The organism is Oceanobacillus jeddahensis, assembly GCF_000750635.1.
Lineage (GTDB): Bacteria > Bacillota > Bacilli > Bacillales > Amphibacillaceae > Oceanobacillus > Oceanobacillus jeddahense.
In genome coordinates this window covers 402,525-420,101 of sequence record NZ_CCDM010000001.1, presented here as the reverse complement: position 1 = coordinate 420,101, position 17,577 = coordinate 402,525, and the positions used below count along the sequence as shown (strand labels likewise).

Annotated in this window: 15 protein-coding genes and 1 riboswitch; of the genes, 10 read left to right on the top strand and 5 right to left on the bottom strand. The window is 37.0% G+C overall.

What is annotated here, in order from left to right; all coding sequences use genetic code 11:
• Positions 1–282: 282 nt before the first annotated feature.
• The 6 genes from BN986_RS01890 (at position 283) to BN986_RS01865 (ending at position 7,269) form a co-directional block, all read left to right on the top strand.
• A complete protein-coding gene (locus BN986_RS01890) occupies positions 283–3,108 on the top strand; it encodes a sigma 54-interacting transcriptional regulator (protein ID WP_040977945.1) in 2,826 nt (941 codons plus the stop codon).
• 113 nt (positions 3,109–3,221) lie between these two features.
• Positions 3,222–3,635: a PTS sugar transporter subunit IIA gene (locus BN986_RS01885; RefSeq protein WP_040977944.1), complete on the top strand. Its 414-nt coding sequence runs from the start codon at positions 3,222–3,224 to the stop codon at positions 3,633–3,635.
• A gap of 98 nt (positions 3,636–3,733) precedes the next feature.
• Positions 3,734–4,234: a PTS sugar transporter subunit IIB gene (locus BN986_RS01880; protein ID WP_040977943.1), complete on the top strand. Its 501-nt coding sequence runs from the start codon at positions 3,734–3,736 to the stop codon at positions 4,232–4,234.
• Between the two features lie 27 nt (positions 4,235–4,261).
• Positions 4,262–5,011 (top strand): PTS mannose/fructose/sorbose/N-acetylgalactosamine transporter subunit IIC, encoded by a 750-nt coding sequence (locus BN986_RS01875; protein ID WP_040977942.1) that lies wholly within the window; start codon positions 4,262–4,264, stop codon positions 5,009–5,011.
• A gap of 1 nt (position 5,012) precedes the next feature.
• Entirely contained in the window at positions 5,013–5,870 is an 858-nt protein-coding gene (locus BN986_RS01870; protein WP_040977941.1) for a PTS system mannose/fructose/sorbose family transporter subunit IID, read from the top strand.
• Between the two features lie 211 nt (positions 5,871–6,081).
• Positions 6,082–7,269, top strand: coding sequence for an amidohydrolase (locus BN986_RS01865; RefSeq protein ID WP_040977940.1), 1,188 nt, complete (start codon positions 6,082–6,084; stop codon positions 7,267–7,269).
• 175 nt (positions 7,270–7,444) lie between these two features.
• Here the strand turns inward: BN986_RS01865 and BN986_RS01860 are convergent, their stop codons facing one another.
• The 3 genes from BN986_RS01860 to BN986_RS01850 all read right to left on the bottom strand — a co-directional run bounded on the left by BN986_RS01860 (position 7,445) and on the right by BN986_RS01850 (position 9,978).
• Positions 7,445–8,341: a macrolide 2'-phosphotransferase gene (locus BN986_RS01860; RefSeq protein WP_040977939.1), complete on the bottom strand. Its 897-nt coding sequence runs from the start codon at positions 8,339–8,341 to the stop codon at positions 7,445–7,447.
• Positions 8,342–8,688: 347 nt separating this feature from the next.
• On the bottom strand, positions 8,689–9,261 hold the full coding sequence (gene clpP, locus BN986_RS01855) for an ATP-dependent Clp endopeptidase proteolytic subunit ClpP (RefSeq protein ID WP_040977938.1): 573 nt from the start codon (positions 9,259–9,261) through the stop codon (positions 8,689–8,691).
• Between the two features lie 36 nt (positions 9,262–9,297).
• Positions 9,298–9,978 (bottom strand): sigma factor-like helix-turn-helix DNA-binding protein, encoded by a 681-nt coding sequence (locus BN986_RS01850; RefSeq protein WP_040977937.1) that lies wholly within the window; start codon positions 9,976–9,978, stop codon positions 9,298–9,300.
• A gap of 1,225 nt (positions 9,979–11,203) precedes the next feature.
• A riboswitch (purine riboswitch) is annotated at positions 11,204–11,305 on the top strand.
• Between the two features lie 257 nt (positions 11,306–11,562).
• Here BN986_RS01850 and BN986_RS01845 point away from each other — a divergent pair.
• The 4 genes from BN986_RS01845 (at position 11,563) to BN986_RS01830 (ending at position 15,174) form a co-directional block, all read left to right on the top strand.
• Positions 11,563–12,426: a DUF3100 domain-containing protein gene (locus BN986_RS01845; RefSeq protein ID WP_052400580.1), complete on the top strand. Its 864-nt coding sequence runs from the start codon at positions 11,563–11,565 to the stop codon at positions 12,424–12,426.
• A complete protein-coding gene (locus tag BN986_RS01840; protein ID WP_052400579.1) occupies positions 12,423–12,872 on the top strand; it encodes a hypothetical protein in 450 nt (149 codons plus the stop codon). The genes BN986_RS01845 and BN986_RS01840 overlap by 4 nt, the downstream gene beginning before the upstream one ends.
• Before the next feature lie 114 nt (positions 12,873–12,986).
• Positions 12,987–14,315 carry an amidohydrolase family protein gene (locus BN986_RS01835; RefSeq protein WP_040977936.1) on the top strand — a complete coding sequence of 443 codons (1,329 nt, stop codon included), beginning with the start codon at positions 12,987–12,989 and terminating at the stop codon, positions 14,313–14,315.
• A gap of 82 nt (positions 14,316–14,397) precedes the next feature.
• Positions 14,398–15,174: a sulfite exporter TauE/SafE family protein gene (locus tag BN986_RS01830; protein ID WP_040977935.1), complete on the top strand. Its 777-nt coding sequence runs from the start codon at positions 14,398–14,400 to the stop codon at positions 15,172–15,174.
• Positions 15,175–15,259: 85 nt separating this feature from the next.
• Here BN986_RS01830 and BN986_RS01825 read toward each other — a convergent pair whose 3' ends face one another.
• Both BN986_RS01825 and BN986_RS01820 read right to left on the bottom strand, forming a co-directional pair.
• Positions 15,260–16,213 carry a hydroxymethylglutaryl-CoA lyase gene (locus BN986_RS01825; RefSeq protein ID WP_316244913.1) on the bottom strand — a complete coding sequence of 318 codons (954 nt, stop codon included), beginning with the start codon at positions 16,211–16,213 and terminating at the stop codon, positions 15,260–15,262.
• Positions 16,214–16,261: 48 nt separating this feature from the next.
• Positions 16,262–17,470, bottom strand: a complete 1,209-nt coding sequence (locus BN986_RS01820) for a CaiB/BaiF CoA transferase family protein (RefSeq protein WP_040979115.1) — start codon at positions 17,468–17,470, stop codon at positions 16,262–16,264.
• Positions 17,471–17,577 lie beyond the last annotated feature (107 nt).

Below are 17,577 nucleotides of genomic sequence, written 5' to 3'. Positions count from 1 at the left end.
CGGTAAATCCAAATTTTTGATGCAAAAATGAATTTATCGCTCTTTTTATTTTTTTAATCATCATAAGCACACTAAATCATTCACACAATATATTCCTTAGAATCCCCTCTACAAAGCTATTTTTAAAGCTTCCTTTATATTTCTGATAAGAACACTATCAAAATCAAAGTATTTTAGATACTATATAAATTAAAGTTTAAATAGTAGCGCTTTCTTATGAATAAATATTTCTTAGCGTTCTTGAAAAAAGAAAATAACTCTTGAGGAGGATGGTCATCGCATATGCATCGAATAGATAAAGTAGCCAGAGAGCTTAAGAAAATATCAAAAAGTATATCAAAAACTGAATTGATAGAAGGCTCCTTTTTAGGGTTCACAGCGAACCACCTTAGCGAACGCTTACAGATTGCCAGGAATTCCGTCAGTGAAGATTTAAATGAGTTGGTCAAAAAAGGTAGAGCCATCAAAATAAAGAGTCGTCCTGTTTATTTTTTTGATCTTCAAATATTAGAATATCGATCCGGGAAGAAAATCGATATTCCTTCTGATCAACATTCGCATATAAAAGATTACTTTGCATCATCAGAAAATCAATCTGGACCAATTAAATTTACCCAAGGTGATGATAGTGATCAAATTTTCAATGAAATTATTGGTAGCAACGAAAGTATGGAGAAGATAATTGCTAAATTAAAAGCAGCAATGCTCTACCCTCCATTTGGGTTAAATGTATTACTTACTGGTGAGGCTGGTGTAGGAAAAAACAAAGTAGCAGAAACCGTGCATAAATATATGGAAAACTATCAACAGCAGTCTATTCCTTTCATCTATTTTAATTGTTCAGAATACCATAGCAATCCAGAGCTACTTACTTCTCATTTATTTGGTCACGTTAAGGGAGCTTTTACAGGAGCTGATTTCGATAAAACAGGGTTAATCGAAAAAGCAAATAATGGATTTCTCTTTTTAGACGAAGTACATCGTTTAACATCTGAAGGTCAGGAAAAATTATTTACCGTTTTAGATCGTAGAAGTTATTCACGAATGGGGGAATCACACTATCATCCAGTTAATGTACGAATCATTTGCGCAACAACAGAAGATATCCAATCTGCCCTACTGCAAACTTTCTTACGTAGAATTCAAGTAGTTGCACAGATTCCTTCTCTTAATGAACGTACCGAAAAAGAGCGATTAGAATTAGCATTATTTTTCTTCCAGCAGGAAAGTAATCAAATAAAAAAATCATTGAAGGTTTCTGAAAATATTTTAAAATCTATTGCTAATCAGAATTATCCAGGCAATGTTGGACAGATGAGAAGTGATATTCAATTACTGTGCGCAGAGGGCTACTTACAAAGTATGACACAAAATTTAAATGCGATTACTATTGACTATAATTTAATAGAAGATAAAAAACTTCTCTCTATATTAGCAGACCCTGCCAAACAATCAGAAGATGTCTTTTTTATACCTGGTGATCCATCCATTTCAGCCGAATCACTATTACAGTTGCCAAAATCAATCAAACAATTAGATCCATTCTACTCACTATTGCTCAAAGAATATAAAGAGTTGCAAAACAATAATCTATCTCATCAAGATATTTTAGCGTTTTTACGAGAAAAAATTCAATCTTATTTTGACTATACGTTTGAACAAAAAAATGTATCTAAAATTATTCCAGATAACAAGCAAACCAATCATAAAATTGAAAGTATTGTTTTCTATCTTGAAACAACTATGCAGCTGTCTCTTACAAAGCAAAAGAAAAATATATTGATCAACCATATTTATTCTCTGATATTGCTTATAAAAAATAATTCAGCAGATCATTTATTTCTATTTGATAAAGGATTAGTTATTAATAAATTAGACTACTTTGAGGAAGTAAAAAATATTTGTACACAAGTCGAGGACACTTTTCAAATAACCTGTCCCCTTGTAGAATTGTCATTTATGTCTTTATTTTTACAAAGGTTGTTACACGAGGATGATATCAACAAAAAGAATTGTAATTGTGATGTTGTTATCATTGCCCATGGGGAATCAACAGCATCCAGTTTAGCTGGATATACGAATAAGCTCTTCCAAAAAAATACGATTCAAGCTATCGATATTCCATTTGAACAGCCTGTAAATGAAACACTAAATTTACTCAAGCTGTTAGTCGATAAACAAAATATTAAAAAGCTAGTGCTTCTCGTAGATGTTGGTTCTCCAATGTATTTTGGTAACATCGTCTCTAAAGAATTTCAAATCGATGTATTAATGATTAAGGATATTAACCTATTATCCATCATTGAATTGATGAACGTCATTATGTATGAATCAACTGATTTCAATTATCTTCTTTCCGCTATGCATAAAAGAGATTTAAAAGTCGTCCTCTATCAAAAGGAATTATCTTATGACAGGCACGTAATTATCATAACTTGTGCGACAGGAATTGGAGCGGCTATAAAAATTAAAAATTTATTAAAAGATACCTTTGGAGATTACTTACCATCAAACCTGCGATTACTGACACTAAGTTATGAAGAAACGAAGAGTATTGATAAACTATCTAGCTATTTAGAAGAACATGAGTACCCGCTGGCAATGATTGGTACTTTCAAAACAGAGCTGATTGATGTTCCTTTTATTCCATTAGATATTCTTTTTTCGGAAAAAGGTATTGAAAATCTAATGATTGTACTTGGATATAATATGAATAGTAAATCAAGTAAAACGATTAAAGAAGAAATTTCATCAAATTATATTCAAAATGTATCTTTAGAAGCTATTGTTAACTATATCCACGTGCTCAATCCGCAAAAATTGCTAATAGAAATGAAATCTGTGTACGAACATATTTGCAGGCAGTTGGATATCAACCCTTCTATACTCATTATGCTGCGCTTCTTAATTCATTGCTGTTGTACAGTAGAAAGGCTTGTCTCAGATAATCATATAGATTATAAAACAAATAACTTTGAGATGACTCCTTTTGAGAACCAAAAAGAACTTAGTGTCATTCAACTGTCACTTAGACCAATTGAATTGTCATATGATATTAAATTTCCTTCTATAGAAATCAAATATATCTATGAAGTTCTATTCTATTAGTCCTGTAAAATCAACGCTGCCAACTTTTGTTTGGCAGCGTTTTTCATGGTATTTAAAACACGACAGATTATTGGCACATTTTTTGCTTGTAAATAGACAAGGAGGTGAAATGAATGGTAGAAAAGCCAAACAAATATGAGATTTTATTATTAACACACGGCGGATGGGGGCTGACACTAAAGGAAAAATTAACCATGATTATCGGAGAAATACATGGTGTTAGTGAAATAGCTTTAGAGCCCTCTGATACTACAGAAACGTTTCTTCAAAAGGTGAAAGAAAGAATAACAAAAATGCCGGATAATTCACTTATTCTCACTGATATTGCTGGAGGTACTACTTCTAATATCGCATTAACATTTAGTAAAGATTACCAAATAAATATTTTATCCGGTTTAAACTCCATGATGTTAATGGAAGCTGTTATGCGTCAAAATAAACCTTTTACAAAAGAAAGTGTAGCTCAAATAAGAGAAGCTGCTTTATTAAGTTGTCAACACTTGCAACTTCCAGAAATTAAAAATTAAATGATGTACTCTTTTTTTGCAAACGCTTACCGAAATGATTTTTTAAGTTATAACTTACTTATTACCAATTGAAAAATATTATTTAGGGGGAATTAGAAATGGCAGACATACAAATGGTACGTGTTGATTTTAGGTTAATTCATGGACAAGTAATTACAAAATGGATTAGGCAAACTTCTGCAAATCGAATTGTAATTATCAACGATGTTTTAGCGGCAGATGATTTTATGAAAAATATTTATGTAATGGCAGCCCCACCAAGTGTTGATGTAGATGTCTTTTCTGTGGATACTGCAATTGATTCTTGGAACAAGGATCAATTAGGAAGTGGTAAATTATTTATTCTATTTAAAGATGTTGAAACAGTCTATCGATCTATCAAGAAAGGGCTACCTATAAAAGATATTCAAATTGGAGGATTAGGAGCAGGACCGGGCAGGGTGACAGTTTTTGGACCCATTACATTAAACGAAGAGGACTCCAGTATGTTAAAAGAGTTAGATGAGGATGGGTGCAACATTTACTTACATCAAGTACCTGATGAACCAAAGATGGAAATAAAAAAAGCATTAGAAAAATTTCAATCCATGAAAAAATAGAAATCTTATAGGAAAGGAGCTATCCAAATGAATTTATTGATTTCTATATTATGTGGTTTTTTATACTTTCTCGGTACTAGTCGAATTGGATATGGTCTATCCGCTGCAACAGGATCCCCACTTTTTTATGGTTTAATTCTTGGCTTGGTATACGGAAAGTTAACAGAAGGATTAATTATCGGAGCTACCATACAGCTGATTTATATCGGTATTATCAATACAGGAGGGAATATGCCTGCTGACCAGTCACTTGCAGGGATTATAGCGATTCCAATTGCATTACAAACTGATTTATCCACCGAGCTTGCAGTCGGGCTCGCTGTTCCATTTGGAGTGCTAGGTGTATTTTTAGACCAATTAAGAAGAATTTCAAACTCTTATTGGATTTCCAAAGCTGAAAAGCATGCGGAAAATTTAAATCAGAGAGGAATTTTCAACTGTGCGATTACTTATCCAACCATTTTGCTGTTTGTTATAACTTTTACACCGGTTTTTTTCATTACATTATTAGGTGCAGACACTGTCACCTTTATCATGGATGCTATGCCACAAGGAATTATTGATGGCTTTAGTGTAGCAGGCGGTATTTTGCCAGCACTTGGTTTCGCCATTATCCTTCTGATTATTGGAAAAAGAGAACTTATGCCTTACTTTTTTATTGGTTTTTTTGCGGTAGCTTATTTGGAAATAAATACAATGGCAGCAGCTGTATTCGGCGCTTGTGTCGCAGCTATTGTTCTCTTTAACTCAATAAATAAAAAAAAGGAGTTGAGCTAGAATGAGTTCAAAACCTACAGACCCAATTGAGGAAGCCGAAAAAAGAGCTTTATCTAATAAAGATTTATTTAAAACTTTTGCACGCTGGTATTCGTGTGTTGAAGTAAGTAATTCTTATGAACGATTACAAGCTTTATCATTTTGCTTTGCTTTATCTGGAAGTCTTCGAAAATTGTACAAAGGAGATGATGAGGGGTATCGAGAAGCTTTAAAAAGACATATTCAATTTTATAATTCGGAAGGAACTTTTGGTTCTATGATTCACGGTGTTACCCTATCCATGGAAGAAGAAAAAGCAAAAGGAAATGAAATTACAGAAGAGGTTGTTACAGGTTTTAAGACTGGATTGATGGGGCCAATTGCAGGTATTGGAGACACTTTGATTTGGGGCACACTAAGGCCTATTATTCTAGCATTAGCTTGCTCACTTGCTTTAAATGGCGTTTTTGTTGGAGCAGTCATTCCTTTCCTTTTCCCACTAGCTATTGTTCTTATCGGATTTGGAATGCTGAAGTCAGGTTACCACCTAGGTAAAGAATCTGTAATGAAGCTGATGCAGACAGGTCTCATTAACAATATTATTACGAGCGCAAGTATTCTGGGACTATTTATGATGGGAGCATTATCATCAACATATATAAATGTTTCCACCCCTATCCAATTTTCCATCATGGACTCTGATCCCATTGTACTTCAGGAGATATTAGATCAAATTCTAGTAGGAATATTGCCATTATGCGCTGTATTCTCCATTTACTTCTACTTTAAGTACAAAGGACAGAATTACAATAAATTAATTATTATGCTGATTCTTATTTCATTGGTTACTGGGTTCTTCGGAATATTATCAAGTTCATAAAGTGAAACTTGATTCTCTTTAAGTTCTTATTTCCACAGAAAGAGCGGAGTTTAAGATTAATTATCTCGTTGGAGCTACTGCTAGTTGTATAGCTCAAGCTTATATTATTAGTAGGTCCATACTTTCAATTTCTATTATCTTGTGGATCTTGAAAATAGGGATCCTACTGCCAATTAAACTATACTAAATAATTATCTAAAGGAGTTTTTACATGGATATCAATAAAACAAGGTATGACGATTATTTAGATTCCAGATTAGAAGAGCTTTGGGATATGGCTCAATATATACATGCTCGCCCAGAGCTTGCATTTGAGGAAAAAGAAGCTTGTCGTGTGCAATGTGAATTTTTGGAGGAGAATGGTTTTGAAGTAGAAAGAAATCTGGGTGGTCTGGAAACAGCATATAAAGCAACTTTTCAATGTAAACCTGGCAATTTAACCTTAGCTGTTGTTTCGGAATATGATGCCTTACCAGAGATTGGACATGCATGTGGGCATAATTTAATTTGTACTTCTGCTTTAGGTACCGCTTTAGAAACTAAAAAATTCATGGAAGACAATGAAATTGCTGGTACATTTATCGTTATGGGTACACCTGCCGAAGAATCTGGCGGAGGTAAAATAAAATTGTTAGAGCAAAATGCCTTTGATGGAATTGATGCAATTGTATTCATGCACCCTACTAGTGATACAACCAGACTAGCTGGAGAATGCATGTCGTCTAATTCTATAAGAATTGAGTTTAAAGGTAAGTCAGCTCATGCTTCTTCCCACCCTGCTAAAGGTATCAATGCTTTAAATGCTGCCAATCTATATTTTGTTGCAACTGGATTAATGAGACAACATTGTAAATCTGATCTCCGCTTATCTGGTATCATTGAAAATGGCGGAAAAAGTACCGGTCAAATTCCCGATTTTGTTTCTATTAAAGTATCATTAAGTTGCTTTAAAGCAAAAGATTTAGAAGATTATACAGAAAAAGTCCGTCATTGCGCTGAGGGAGCAGCACTTGCTACAGGGTGTGAGGTAAATTTTAACATTAAACCTGGTTATTTAGGCAGAGTTCCAAATGAAACCTTGTCCGAAGTTTGTAGAAAAGAACTTATAGACATTGATGAACCTGTAATGGAAGGCATGCCTTTTGATTACGGCGGCGAAGACCTTGGAAATGTCTCAAGGGTCATCCCAATTTGTAACCCTTATGTGACGATTTTTCCAGATTATAAAATATCCAATCATACAGAACAATTCAGAGATTTAGCGAATTCACCAGCAGGAAAACGTTGTATACAAGTAAGCAGTAAAGCAATGGCCAGAACTTCTATGGAATTCTTTCAAAACCCTGAAATTGTTGAAAAGGCAAAAGAAGAATTAAAAGAGCGCATGAAAGATGAGTAATTCATTTTATCCTGCCCTAAAATTCAATTTATTGCAAAAACTACAGAAACATTGCAGTTAGATATATAATAAAATACACCTAAGTAATGAAATATTCCCCATTTAAATAGCCACCCCTATCGCTTAAGGGTGGCTACTCTTATTCCAATCATTTACTATAAATCTATTCTCGTAATTATTCCCCAACTCCCAATGCACCCCTAGCCATTTGCTCATATTCCTCCATGCCAGAAATCATCGCAAACTCGGCAATTGCTACAGCATAAGCAGCATCCAACTCTATAATATGCTCCTTCATTTTAGGCCAGAAAATCCCTCCAGCTTCTTTATAATAATGAAGGAGTTTTTCAAGCGCTTCTTCACCAAAAGCTTTATATTGGAAAACAAAATCATTCGAAACATCCGTTACTTTCGCTTCTGTCCAATCGATTAAACCAGTCACCCTTGTCTCGCCATCAATCATCATATGACCGGCATGCAGATCACCATGCATCATACCAGTTTCTTTGGGCCACAGCTCTTCATTATTCAACCAGTTCTGCCAACGATTCCAAAGCTCATCCGAAACGCCAAAACGTTCCTTTACCTTCTCCATCCGTTCTTTCATTAATGCTCGTGCTTCTTTTGCTGAATGCGAAGGGATACCCGCTTTTTCTGCTTCTTTTTTCGGTACATTATGCAAAGATGCTAACACCTTGCCTTGGCTCTGGTGAAATTGTTCGGGGATGTTTTCAATATCCATTTCCCAGACATAATTTTGAATCGATGGATCAATGGTACCGGCAGGAACGCCCTTCAGCTTTTTGTATGCAATTAAATCATTTTCATAAATCGACCAGAGAGGAACTTGAAAAGACACATGCTGATGGACAACCTCCAACACTTTCTGTTCGTCCACTGTCCTTTCCATCACATCGTCACGTCTCGGTATTCTTAATACCCATTCCATCCCATTTGTATCCTCCGCATAAGCAACGAGAAAATCCAATCCGGATTCATTAAAACGGATAGAGTTTTCTTTCAAATCTAATCCATATTTGGAAGCTAATCCTGACACAGTTTGTTTATCCAAATCTGCCACATCCTTCTTTATTTATTCTGCTTTTATACGTGCAGCCAGCAAAGGATACTCTTAAAGCTAAAAAAGCAGGGACAAATAGACTTCGCTCCCTACTCCTGCTTGTTACCGTATAGGGATTTAAAAAAGATAGACCAATCCTTCATCTGGGCACATATCGTGTCTGAAACGTCTGCATTAACGCAAAGATTGGTTATCGATCAAAAGAATCCCTCCTCCTTATAATTACATTCATCCTAGCACAGCACCGTCTGGTTCGCAACACCATGTCTAACATATTGCTTCACGCTAGTAAAGCAATATCAGGCTGCCATAATCTCTTATGACAGCCCGCTCTCAAATTAAATAATTTTATCAATTAAACCATATTCTTTCGCTTCTTCTGCACTTAAAAAATAATCTCTTTCTGTATCAGCCGCTACCTTCTCCATAGGCTGTCCGGAATGTTCTGCAATAATATGGTTTATTTTTTCCCGAAGCTTAATAATTCGTTTTGCTGAAATATCGATTTCTGTTGCTTGACCACGCGCCCCTCCCAAAGGCTGATGAAGCATAATTTCGCTGTTTGGAAGAGCAAAGCGTTTCCCTTCTGCCCCAGACAGTAATAGCAACGCTCCCATCGAAGCTGCCAAGCCCGTGCATATGGTACGAACATCAGGTTTAATAAATTGCATTGTATCAAAAATGGCAAAACCCGCCGAAGTGGAGCCCCCGGGACTGTTAATATAAACAGAAATATCCTTTTCAGCATCCTCTGCAGCTAAAAATAACAGCTGTGCAACAATACTATTCGCCATCTGGTCATTGACTTCATCACTGACCATAATAATTCGATCTTTTAATAACCGCGAAAAAATATCATAAGACCTTTCTCCGCGACCGGACTGTTCAATGACATAAGGAACCGTATTCATCTAAATCCTCCTTGTAACTCGCATGATTCTGACAGCTTATGCTGCCAGCGAGAGAGCGTAAGAAGAAGGACGATGTGTTGAATGAATCAATCTCAGTTCCAGATGATTCGTCATAAAGATTTCTGGAATCAGCTGAATCAATTTAGCTGGATCATTCGCTTTAACTACCTGGACAACAACTGAAACAACACTTTCCGCATTGTTTTCATAAGGAATTTCATCATCTTGAACCAAAGCTTCCTCTTCTTTCATGTTTTGTATATGTTTTCTTGCCCTGTTTAACATTGCTTTCACTGCTGTATCAGACATCCCACAGTTATCTGCAATTTCATTGATCTGATATCGGAATACATCCTTCATCAGAAACACGATACATTGTTTCATCGTCATGAAAGAAAGCAACTTCGTCACCAATGCTTCTATTTCCTCATAATTATTTTTGTGTTCTGATTCCTCTTCCACGAAATACTCTGTTTCAGCTGTTTTTCTTCGATTTTTATCAATCCATGCATGATAAGCAATTTTTTTCAGTAAAGTAACATTCCAAGAATCCGGATTTCCATAGCTTATCAGCGCTTTCTTTAACGTTTCCTGTACTAATTCTTCGCCATCCCATTTGTTCTGAGACAGGAAAAAGCAGTAATGGGAAAGTTGACGATACATCGTGTGAAAGAACGTATCTTCTTCATTTCGATTTGTGCTAGGCCTAGCGCACATGTCACTCACTCCTTTACGCTTCTCTATAATATAAACGGTTACGTACTGCAAAAAGATATGGGCATTTGATTTTTTTTACTTCTACATTAATTATACTGCAGTAAAAGCAAGACTTATCACTCCATATTAATTATCCCGTCTGTTTAAACGTTCGTTTTCTGTCCACACCTGTTTGTTCTTTCGAAAACGACAGATAAATGGAAGCATTTTATCATCGATGATAATGAATAAAACTCAACTTTCGCACCTTAAAAAGAAACTTCCTTTCCATAGAAACAGGAGTGATTGTTCTTTTGTTAACTTCCTTGACAAAGAAAGAATAGAAGGTGAGGTGTAAAATCACCGCTGCGGCGGACCGTTTTGCTTTCCTAGGGGCACGCTCTTCAGCTAACTTTTGCCAAGAAGATCGCTTGGCAAAAGTGGATCTTCAGATGGTGCTGATCCCACAGGAGTCAAAACGGTCCGCCTCCGCTAGTAAGGTGTTCTATATGTGGAATAGCTGAACAAATAAAAGTAGATCAGGCAAAGGAGATTTTTCTTAGTACATGGTAAAAATATTCAGCAATAATTTCTTTCTGTGCAAGAAAGCTATTCCTCATGTTAATTATCCATGCTTTTTTGAGTCGAACTGCTAAACCATCCATTTGAAATAACGGAATGATCGTGTCATCAAGCGATAGAGATACTATTTCGTCCACTCCAACAGGATGTTATTTCATTCATTCGCTGTAGAATCCTAATTAAGCGGAGTCCAACCCCGCAGACTCCTCCTAAGTGGTTTGCAGGCTAAACCCGTGACTCCTGGGACTGCGATTACTCGCCCTGTCACAACGCCTGCACTTGCACGTCCTGTACGTCGGAAAGCGGAGTGGTTGGACGGAGCGGAAGCTATACACTATTATTCATTCAAAAAAAGCTGATTTAACTAAAAAGCAAGCACAATAAAAAAGAACTTGATAATCCTGAAACAGCAAGAAATATTTGCTTATTCTTAGGTGCGATAGTTGAGAATAAAAGAAATATATTCAAATACTACCACAAAGCTTTCCCAATTCCTCTTATTTAATATCTTTTATTTTTTCTTCACTATCTATGGCTAACCTTATTATATATTTTTTCGTAAAGTGTAAGGAATTTTATATAATTCCCATTAAAAAACCTTTGACATTCTTCTTAAATTATTGTAAGTTACTAATACACGAACGTTAAACAAATAAAACAATTTAATATTCGTATTTTGATTATCTATATAAAGTTGGAAATATGGTCCAAAAGTTTCTACCAAACTACCGTAAATGGTTTGACTATAGAAAATCACAAACGATCAATCGGATAAGATTTCCCTTTTTCATCTTACAGGTATCCTATTGCTGTTAAAACAATGTATGTTTTTCATTTATTTTCAGCTCATGGTGTGCTCCTTTCTAAGGAAAACTGCTGAAGTGCGCCTAATAACCTGTTTACGTTGGTCTTTTTTGTGTTTTTCATATGCCAAACTGAAACGCCAGTAGAAAAAACTTACTAGCGTTTTTTTATTTGCAACGGCATTGATTTGGCATTATATCTAAGGAGGAAAAACACACTATGGAAAAAGCACCTCAAAAAACCACTATTATTGGACATCTCAAGGAAAACTACCGGCTCTATGCAATTGCATTTGGTATTGTCCTTATCGCCGAACTTATCGGGACAATTCAATTTAATGTCGGTTCTGCATTAATCGTGCTTTACCCAATGTTATTCGCCATTGTTATCAGTATCATATTTGGAAAAGATGTACTCAAATTCCTTAAAAAGAAAGAATCAAAAAAAGCATCGCAGCTCGTTCTTGTTGCCATCTCCCCATTTATGGCAAAAATCGGTGTCATGGCAGGGTCTAATCTTCCAGAACTTGTGAATGTCGGTCCGGCACTTGTTTTTCAGGAATTTGGAACCATTGGAACGATGTTATTTGCTCTGCCTATTGCGTTGTTTCTTGGTCTTAAAAGAGAATCCATCGGCGCAACAAGCTCTACCAACCGCGATAAAGATTATGGTTTGATTTGCAGCAAATACGGTGCAAACTCTCCTGAAGCTCGCGGTTCCCTTTCTATTTATATTATCGGGTTTCTGATTGGAACAACGTATCTTGGTTTGTTAGCAAGCATTGTTGCCTCATTTGATTTCTTTCATCCATTAGCACTGGCAATGGCGAGCGGCGTCGGCAGTGGTGTGATGATGGCAGCCGCCTCCAGTACGCTGGCAACCATTTATCCAGCCTATGCAGATCAAATCGTAATGCTGGCCGGGATGAGTGATATGTTATCAGCAATTACTGGAATTTACTTTACACTATTCATTTCGTTACCGCTTGTCAATAAAATGTATGGCTGGTTAGAACCTAAATTCAGACGAAGAAATAAAAATCACAGCCCTAAAACAACAGCAGAAAGCAGGATGTCACAATGAATATGAGCATGAAAGATTGGACAATCTCTCTTTTATTTACATCTGTCCTAACAACAATCATTGCAAACTTTTTTCAAAATGATATTTCGATTTTAGAGTCCATTCCTGGTGTATTAATTTTATCCAGTATTGCATTTATCGGGATATTCATTGCGAAACTGCTCCCTTTAAAAATACCTGCTGTTGTGTATGTGGCTTTAACTGGTTTACTATTAGCCAGTCCGATTTCACCAATCTCGGATCCAATTATTTACTATACCTCTTTAATTTCTTTTACTGCGCCAATTACTGTCGTTGGAACATTGGCAGGAATTGGACTTGATTTCAAAGCATTTATGAGCCAAAGCTGGAAAATGGTTATTATCGCCGTATTTGTATTTACCGGGACATTCTTGCTTCAAGCGGTATTTGCACAAGTATTTTTAACGGTTACAAATGCTTTTTAATCCTTAGAAAAACTTAGCAAATTATGCAGCACTTCAATTATAATGGAATAAAAAACAATATTGAAAAAGACTGATAACGCAGTCTTTTTCAACGTGTTTTAAAGGAGAAATAAAATGAATGCAGATTTACTGATTAAAAACTGCTCTATATTAACCTCTGATTTTGAAATAAATCACGGGCAAAATATCGTTATCAAAGACCATAAGATCGTAGCTATCGAAAAAGAACTTACGCAAATATATGTTGCAAAAGAAACCTTAGATGGAAAAGGCAAACTGGTCATGCCAGGTTTAATTGATGCACATACACATACAAATCAGCAGCTCTTACGTGGAAGAATTTCAGATGAATACCCAATGATTTGGACACGTATTATGGTCCCATTTGAAAGTAACCTCCGGGAAGAGGATGTAGCGATTAGTGCAGAATTAAGCTGTTTAGAGATGCTAAAAGCTGGAACAATTGGTTTTATTGATGCTGGTGGAAGCTATATGCACAAAGTAGCAGAAGCCGTGGAAACTTCCGGATTACGGGGTGTGCTTACTTGTTCTACAATGGATACTGGCGCGGCCATCCCCGAATCGATGAAAACAACAATGGAACATAATATTCAAAGAAATAAAGACCTGTTTGACGCTTATCATGAGAAAGCAGATGGGCGGATCCATGTGTGGTATTCCTTACGATCACTGATTACTTGTACACCTGAATTAATTCAGAAAGTCTATGAAATAGCAATAGCATCGGGGACAGGTATGCAGACCCACATGAATGAGTATACGAATGAAATCAGCTATTGCCTGGAAAACTTCCAAATGCGCCCGTACGAATATTTAGAGTCCTTAGGTGTGCTGGATAAAAATTTCTTAGGGGCTCACAGTATTCTTTTATCTGAAAATGAAATGGACCTTATTCAGAAATATGATAGCAAGGTGGTTCACTGTCCGATTAGCAACGCTGGAAAAGGGGTTACAAAATCGCCTAGTTTAATGCAAAAGGGTGTTAGCATTGGTTTAGGAACAGATGGTTCTGCCCACTCCGGCTTAAGTTTATTTGATCAAATGAAGGTTTTTAAATCCCTGATGCGCGCTTTCTGGGGTGTTCCCATTTTTGATCCGGTTGTGATGCCTTCGAAAAACATCCTGGAGATGGCAACACTCGGCGGTGCAAAGGCAATGCTGCAGGATAAACAATTGGGAAGCCTTGAAGTCGGCAAAAAAGCAGATATGATATTAATAAATATAGATCAGCCACATATTGGGCCGACTCATCAGCTGACAAATACATTAATTGAATCAGCAAATAGTAATGATGTTGCTGATGTTATTGTAAATGGACGTATTTTGATGAAAAATCGAGAAGTTTTAACACTGGATGAAGAAAGAATTAAGTACGAAAGTAAAAAAGCTATGGACGACCTCATCGTTCGTGCTAAAATTTAGATAATGTATATGGAGCGGTTTAACACCATGTTGAAGCGCTCTTCTCCTTGTGAAAAGTAATTAGAGAGTTGAGGTCAGTTAGATGTTAACGTTTTTTATCGTATTTATAGCAAATTTAATTATTGGTATATTGGTAGGATTATCCGGCGTTTCCGGTTTCCTGTTGCCAATTATTTATGTCGGTTTTCTGGGGCTCCCTGTTCATGACTCCCTGGCTCTCAGCTTCTTAGCATTTCTCGTTGCCGGTATCATTGGTGCGTACTCCTATTGGAAGCTGAAGTATATGGATTTTAAATTAGCACTTTATTTAAGCATCGGCAGTCTGCCCGGGGCTTTTCTCGGTGTACAAATTAACGTCCTTATTTCAGAAACCCTGGCAAAACTGCTGCTTTACTTATTTGTCCTGTTTGCAGGACTTTCGATTATACTCAAGAAAAATAATGCACGATCTGATAGTGAAACAGAAAATAACAAATCATTTATATTAAAACAGCCGGCATGGATTATATTACTGGGTATCCTGACCGCAGCGATTTGCGCTTTAACAGGGGCAGGCGGTCCGATTTTAGTTGTGCCGTTACTTGCAAGTCTTGGCGTGAATATCCGCACTGCAGTCGGTGTTGGGCTGTTAAACTCTGTTGTCATTGCGCTTCCGTCTATCTTTGGTTATTTCACATATGCGAGCATCGACGACATGCATTTATTTATTCTCTTTAGCTTGATTGGTACGACTATTGGTATTTTAACCGGTTCTCGAGTTGCCAATAAAGTTCCCGTTGCACAACTGAAGATTTTTATCGCTATTATTACCATTATTTCTTCTGTTTATATGCTGGGCAGTCTGGCATGGGGAAGTTAAAAGGGAATGTCGTATCAGTTATTTTAAGCAAAGAAAAAATCCGAACTGCGATTCGGATTTTTCTTTCATCGAGGTGCTTTTTTGTTTAACTGTTCAATTTCGTTTGTCCACTAGGCTTGTCGTGCAGTTTAGAGGATGGCCCTGCCATCAGCATATAGCTATCACCCTGTGCATGCAGCAAATCAAGCGTATCGTTTGCAACATCAATCACTTTTTCCAAGTTGATACCTGTATCAATTCCCATTTCTTCAAACATATGAACAAGATCTTCGGTTGCAACATTACCCGTCGCATTTGGTAAGTATGGACAACCTCCCAAGCCGCCAATCGAACTATCATATAATGTTACGCCTTGTTGAAGTGCAGCAAAAGTGTTCGCAAGCGCGGCTCCACGCGTGTTATGAAAATGCATGGAATAAGCAAGTTCCGGAAATGCCTCTTTTAATACACCTAACGTTTCATAAACTTGTATTGGCTGAGCCATTCCAGTAGAATCTGCCAGCGAAATTTCACGAACTCCCACTTTAACATAACGCTCAATAATTTCTATTAAATTCTCGACTGGTACAATACCTTCAAACGGACATCCAAATGCAACCGATATAGACCCCATCACTTTGATATTCCGTTCATCTGCATATTCAAAGATAGGCATCAGTTTTTCCTGTGCATTTACTACAGTGTCATTTGCATTCGATAAACTATGTGAATCCGTAGCCGAAAGCATGGTTTTCAGCTTCCTGACGCCCGCATCTGCCGCTCGCTGTGCGCCACGTAAATTTGGAACCAATGCACGCACCTCAACATCCTCTAACTCATCGATCACTGCTGTAACGACTTCTTCCGCATCCTTTAACTGCGGGATAGCCTTTGGATGAACAAAAGAAGTAATTTCCAGGGAAGGTATCCCTGTTGCTACTAAATTTTTCACCATTTTAATTTTATCCTTGGTCTCAATCCATTCAGGAATCGTCTGTAAACCGTCTCGTGGAGCAACTTCACAAACCGTTACTTTTTCTGGAAGTACTATCTTTTTCATTTCATCCATCCCTCCATACTTGTCATATCATTTTCTTTTCTGTTTTCTTCAGATGATACCTTGCTCTTCTAAAGCATTGATTTCCTCTTCTGACAGACCAAGCATCTCTTCTAGAATTTCACTATTATGCTCACCCAGCTCTGGCGCACGGTGACGGATTGCTCCTGGTGTTTTAGAAAACTTTGGAACAATTCCTGGAACTTTCACCTTTCCTAATCGGGGATGCTCTACCTCGACGATATTTTCCCGTTCCTTAAATTGCGGATCATTAAAAATATCTTCAATGGTATAAATTGGACTCACCGGAACTCCTTCTGCGTCCAAAATCTCGGTTAATTCTTTTTGCGTATGTTTCTTAATCCAGGTGGAGACAATCTCTTGTACTTCAGCATCATTTTTTAAACGAACTGCATTTGTATAATAACGTTCATCTTTCAGCATATCTTCCCGGTTCATCGTCTTTGCCAATCGATCAAAAGTCGAATCGGTACTGCATACAAGCACAACAAATTTTCCATCCTTTGTCTCATATGTACCGGCAGGACTAGAGTGGCCTGATAACCCGGGGCTTCTTTCACGCACCACTTTATTTTGGTCATATTCCGCAACCAAAAATTCCAGCATTCTAAAGATCGATTCATATAAGCCCATTTCCACGACTTGTCCTTCTTTATTTTCACCTGTATCCCGGTGGTATAAAGCTGCTACCGCTGCAAAAGCAACATATATTCCGGTAATATAATCTAGCAAAGAGTAAGACGGGCTTACAGGAGGGCGGTCAGGATACCCCTGAATGGAAGTATGTCCGCTGAATGCAGTACCCGGTGTTCCGAACCCTGCTTTCTTGCGGTAAGGGCCTGTTTGCCCATAACCAGAAACACGAACCATGACCAGTTCAGGATTCTCTTCTTTTAATGTTTCATAACCCAGATCCCATTTTTCTAACGTTCCCGGCCGAAAATTTTCTATAAGGATATCAGAGGATGCAATGAGCTTTTTAAAGATTTTTTTCCCTTCCGTCGTACGAATATCTAAAGTTAATGATTTCTTATTACGTGCCAGACCCGGCCAGCGCAGTGCTTCTCCATCCTTCCATGGTCCGACAGTCCGCAGTGTATCTCCTTTATTTGGTAATTCAATTTTAATAACTTCTGCTCCAAAATCAGCAAGTAATGTTGCACCGAATGGAGCTGCAATCATCGTGGATATATCCAGAATTTTTATACCAGTTAATGGTCCGAAACTTTTGGTCTCCATGTTTGTTCCCTCCAAAATATTATCAATAACTATCATGAAAAATGCTAGCAAAGAATAAGCCATTCTGACCTTCTATTCATTATCACAATATCAAAATAACTTCCCCC

Bases quoted from the DNA above. Each gene is read 5' to 3' on its own strand.
- BN986_RS01880 (WP_040977943.1), top strand. From the start codon at position 3,734: ATGGCAGACATACAAATGGTACGTGTTGATTTTAGGTTAATTCATGGA.
- BN986_RS01835 (WP_040977936.1), top strand. From the start codon at position 12,987: ATGAATGCAGATTTACTGATTAAAAACTGCTCTATATTAACCTCTGAT.
- BN986_RS01885 (WP_040977944.1), top strand. From the start codon at position 3,222: ATGGTAGAAAAGCCAAACAAATATGAGATTTTATTATTAACACACGGC.
- BN986_RS01840 (WP_052400579.1), top strand. From the start codon at position 12,423: ATGAATATGAGCATGAAAGATTGGACAATCTCTCTTTTATTTACATCT.
- BN986_RS01830 (WP_040977935.1), top strand. From the start codon at position 14,398: ATGTTAACGTTTTTTATCGTATTTATAGCAAATTTAATTATTGGTATA.
- clpP (WP_040977938.1), bottom strand. From the start codon at position 9,261: ATGAATACGGTTCCTTATGTCATTGAACAGTCCGGTCGCGGAGAAAGG.
- BN986_RS01875 (WP_040977942.1), top strand. From the start codon at position 4,262: ATGAATTTATTGATTTCTATATTATGTGGTTTTTTATACTTTCTCGGT.
- BN986_RS01865 (WP_040977940.1), top strand. From the start codon at position 6,082: ATGGATATCAATAAAACAAGGTATGACGATTATTTAGATTCCAGATTA.
- BN986_RS01845 (WP_052400580.1), top strand. From the start codon at position 11,563: ATGGAAAAAGCACCTCAAAAAACCACTATTATTGGACATCTCAAGGAA.
- BN986_RS01825 (WP_316244913.1), bottom strand. From the start codon at position 16,213: ATGAAAAAGATAGTACTTCCAGAAAAAGTAACGGTTTGTGAAGTTGCT.
- BN986_RS01890 (WP_040977945.1), top strand. From the start codon at position 283: ATGCATCGAATAGATAAAGTAGCCAGAGAGCTTAAGAAAATATCAAAA.
- BN986_RS01850 (WP_040977937.1), bottom strand. From the start codon at position 9,978: ATGTGCGCTAGGCCTAGCACAAATCGAAATGAAGAAGATACGTTCTTT.
- BN986_RS01870 (WP_040977941.1), top strand. From the start codon at position 5,013: ATGAGTTCAAAACCTACAGACCCAATTGAGGAAGCCGAAAAAAGAGCT.
- BN986_RS01820 (WP_040979115.1), bottom strand. From the start codon at position 17,470: ATGGAGACCAAAAGTTTCGGACCATTAACTGGTATAAAAATTCTGGAT.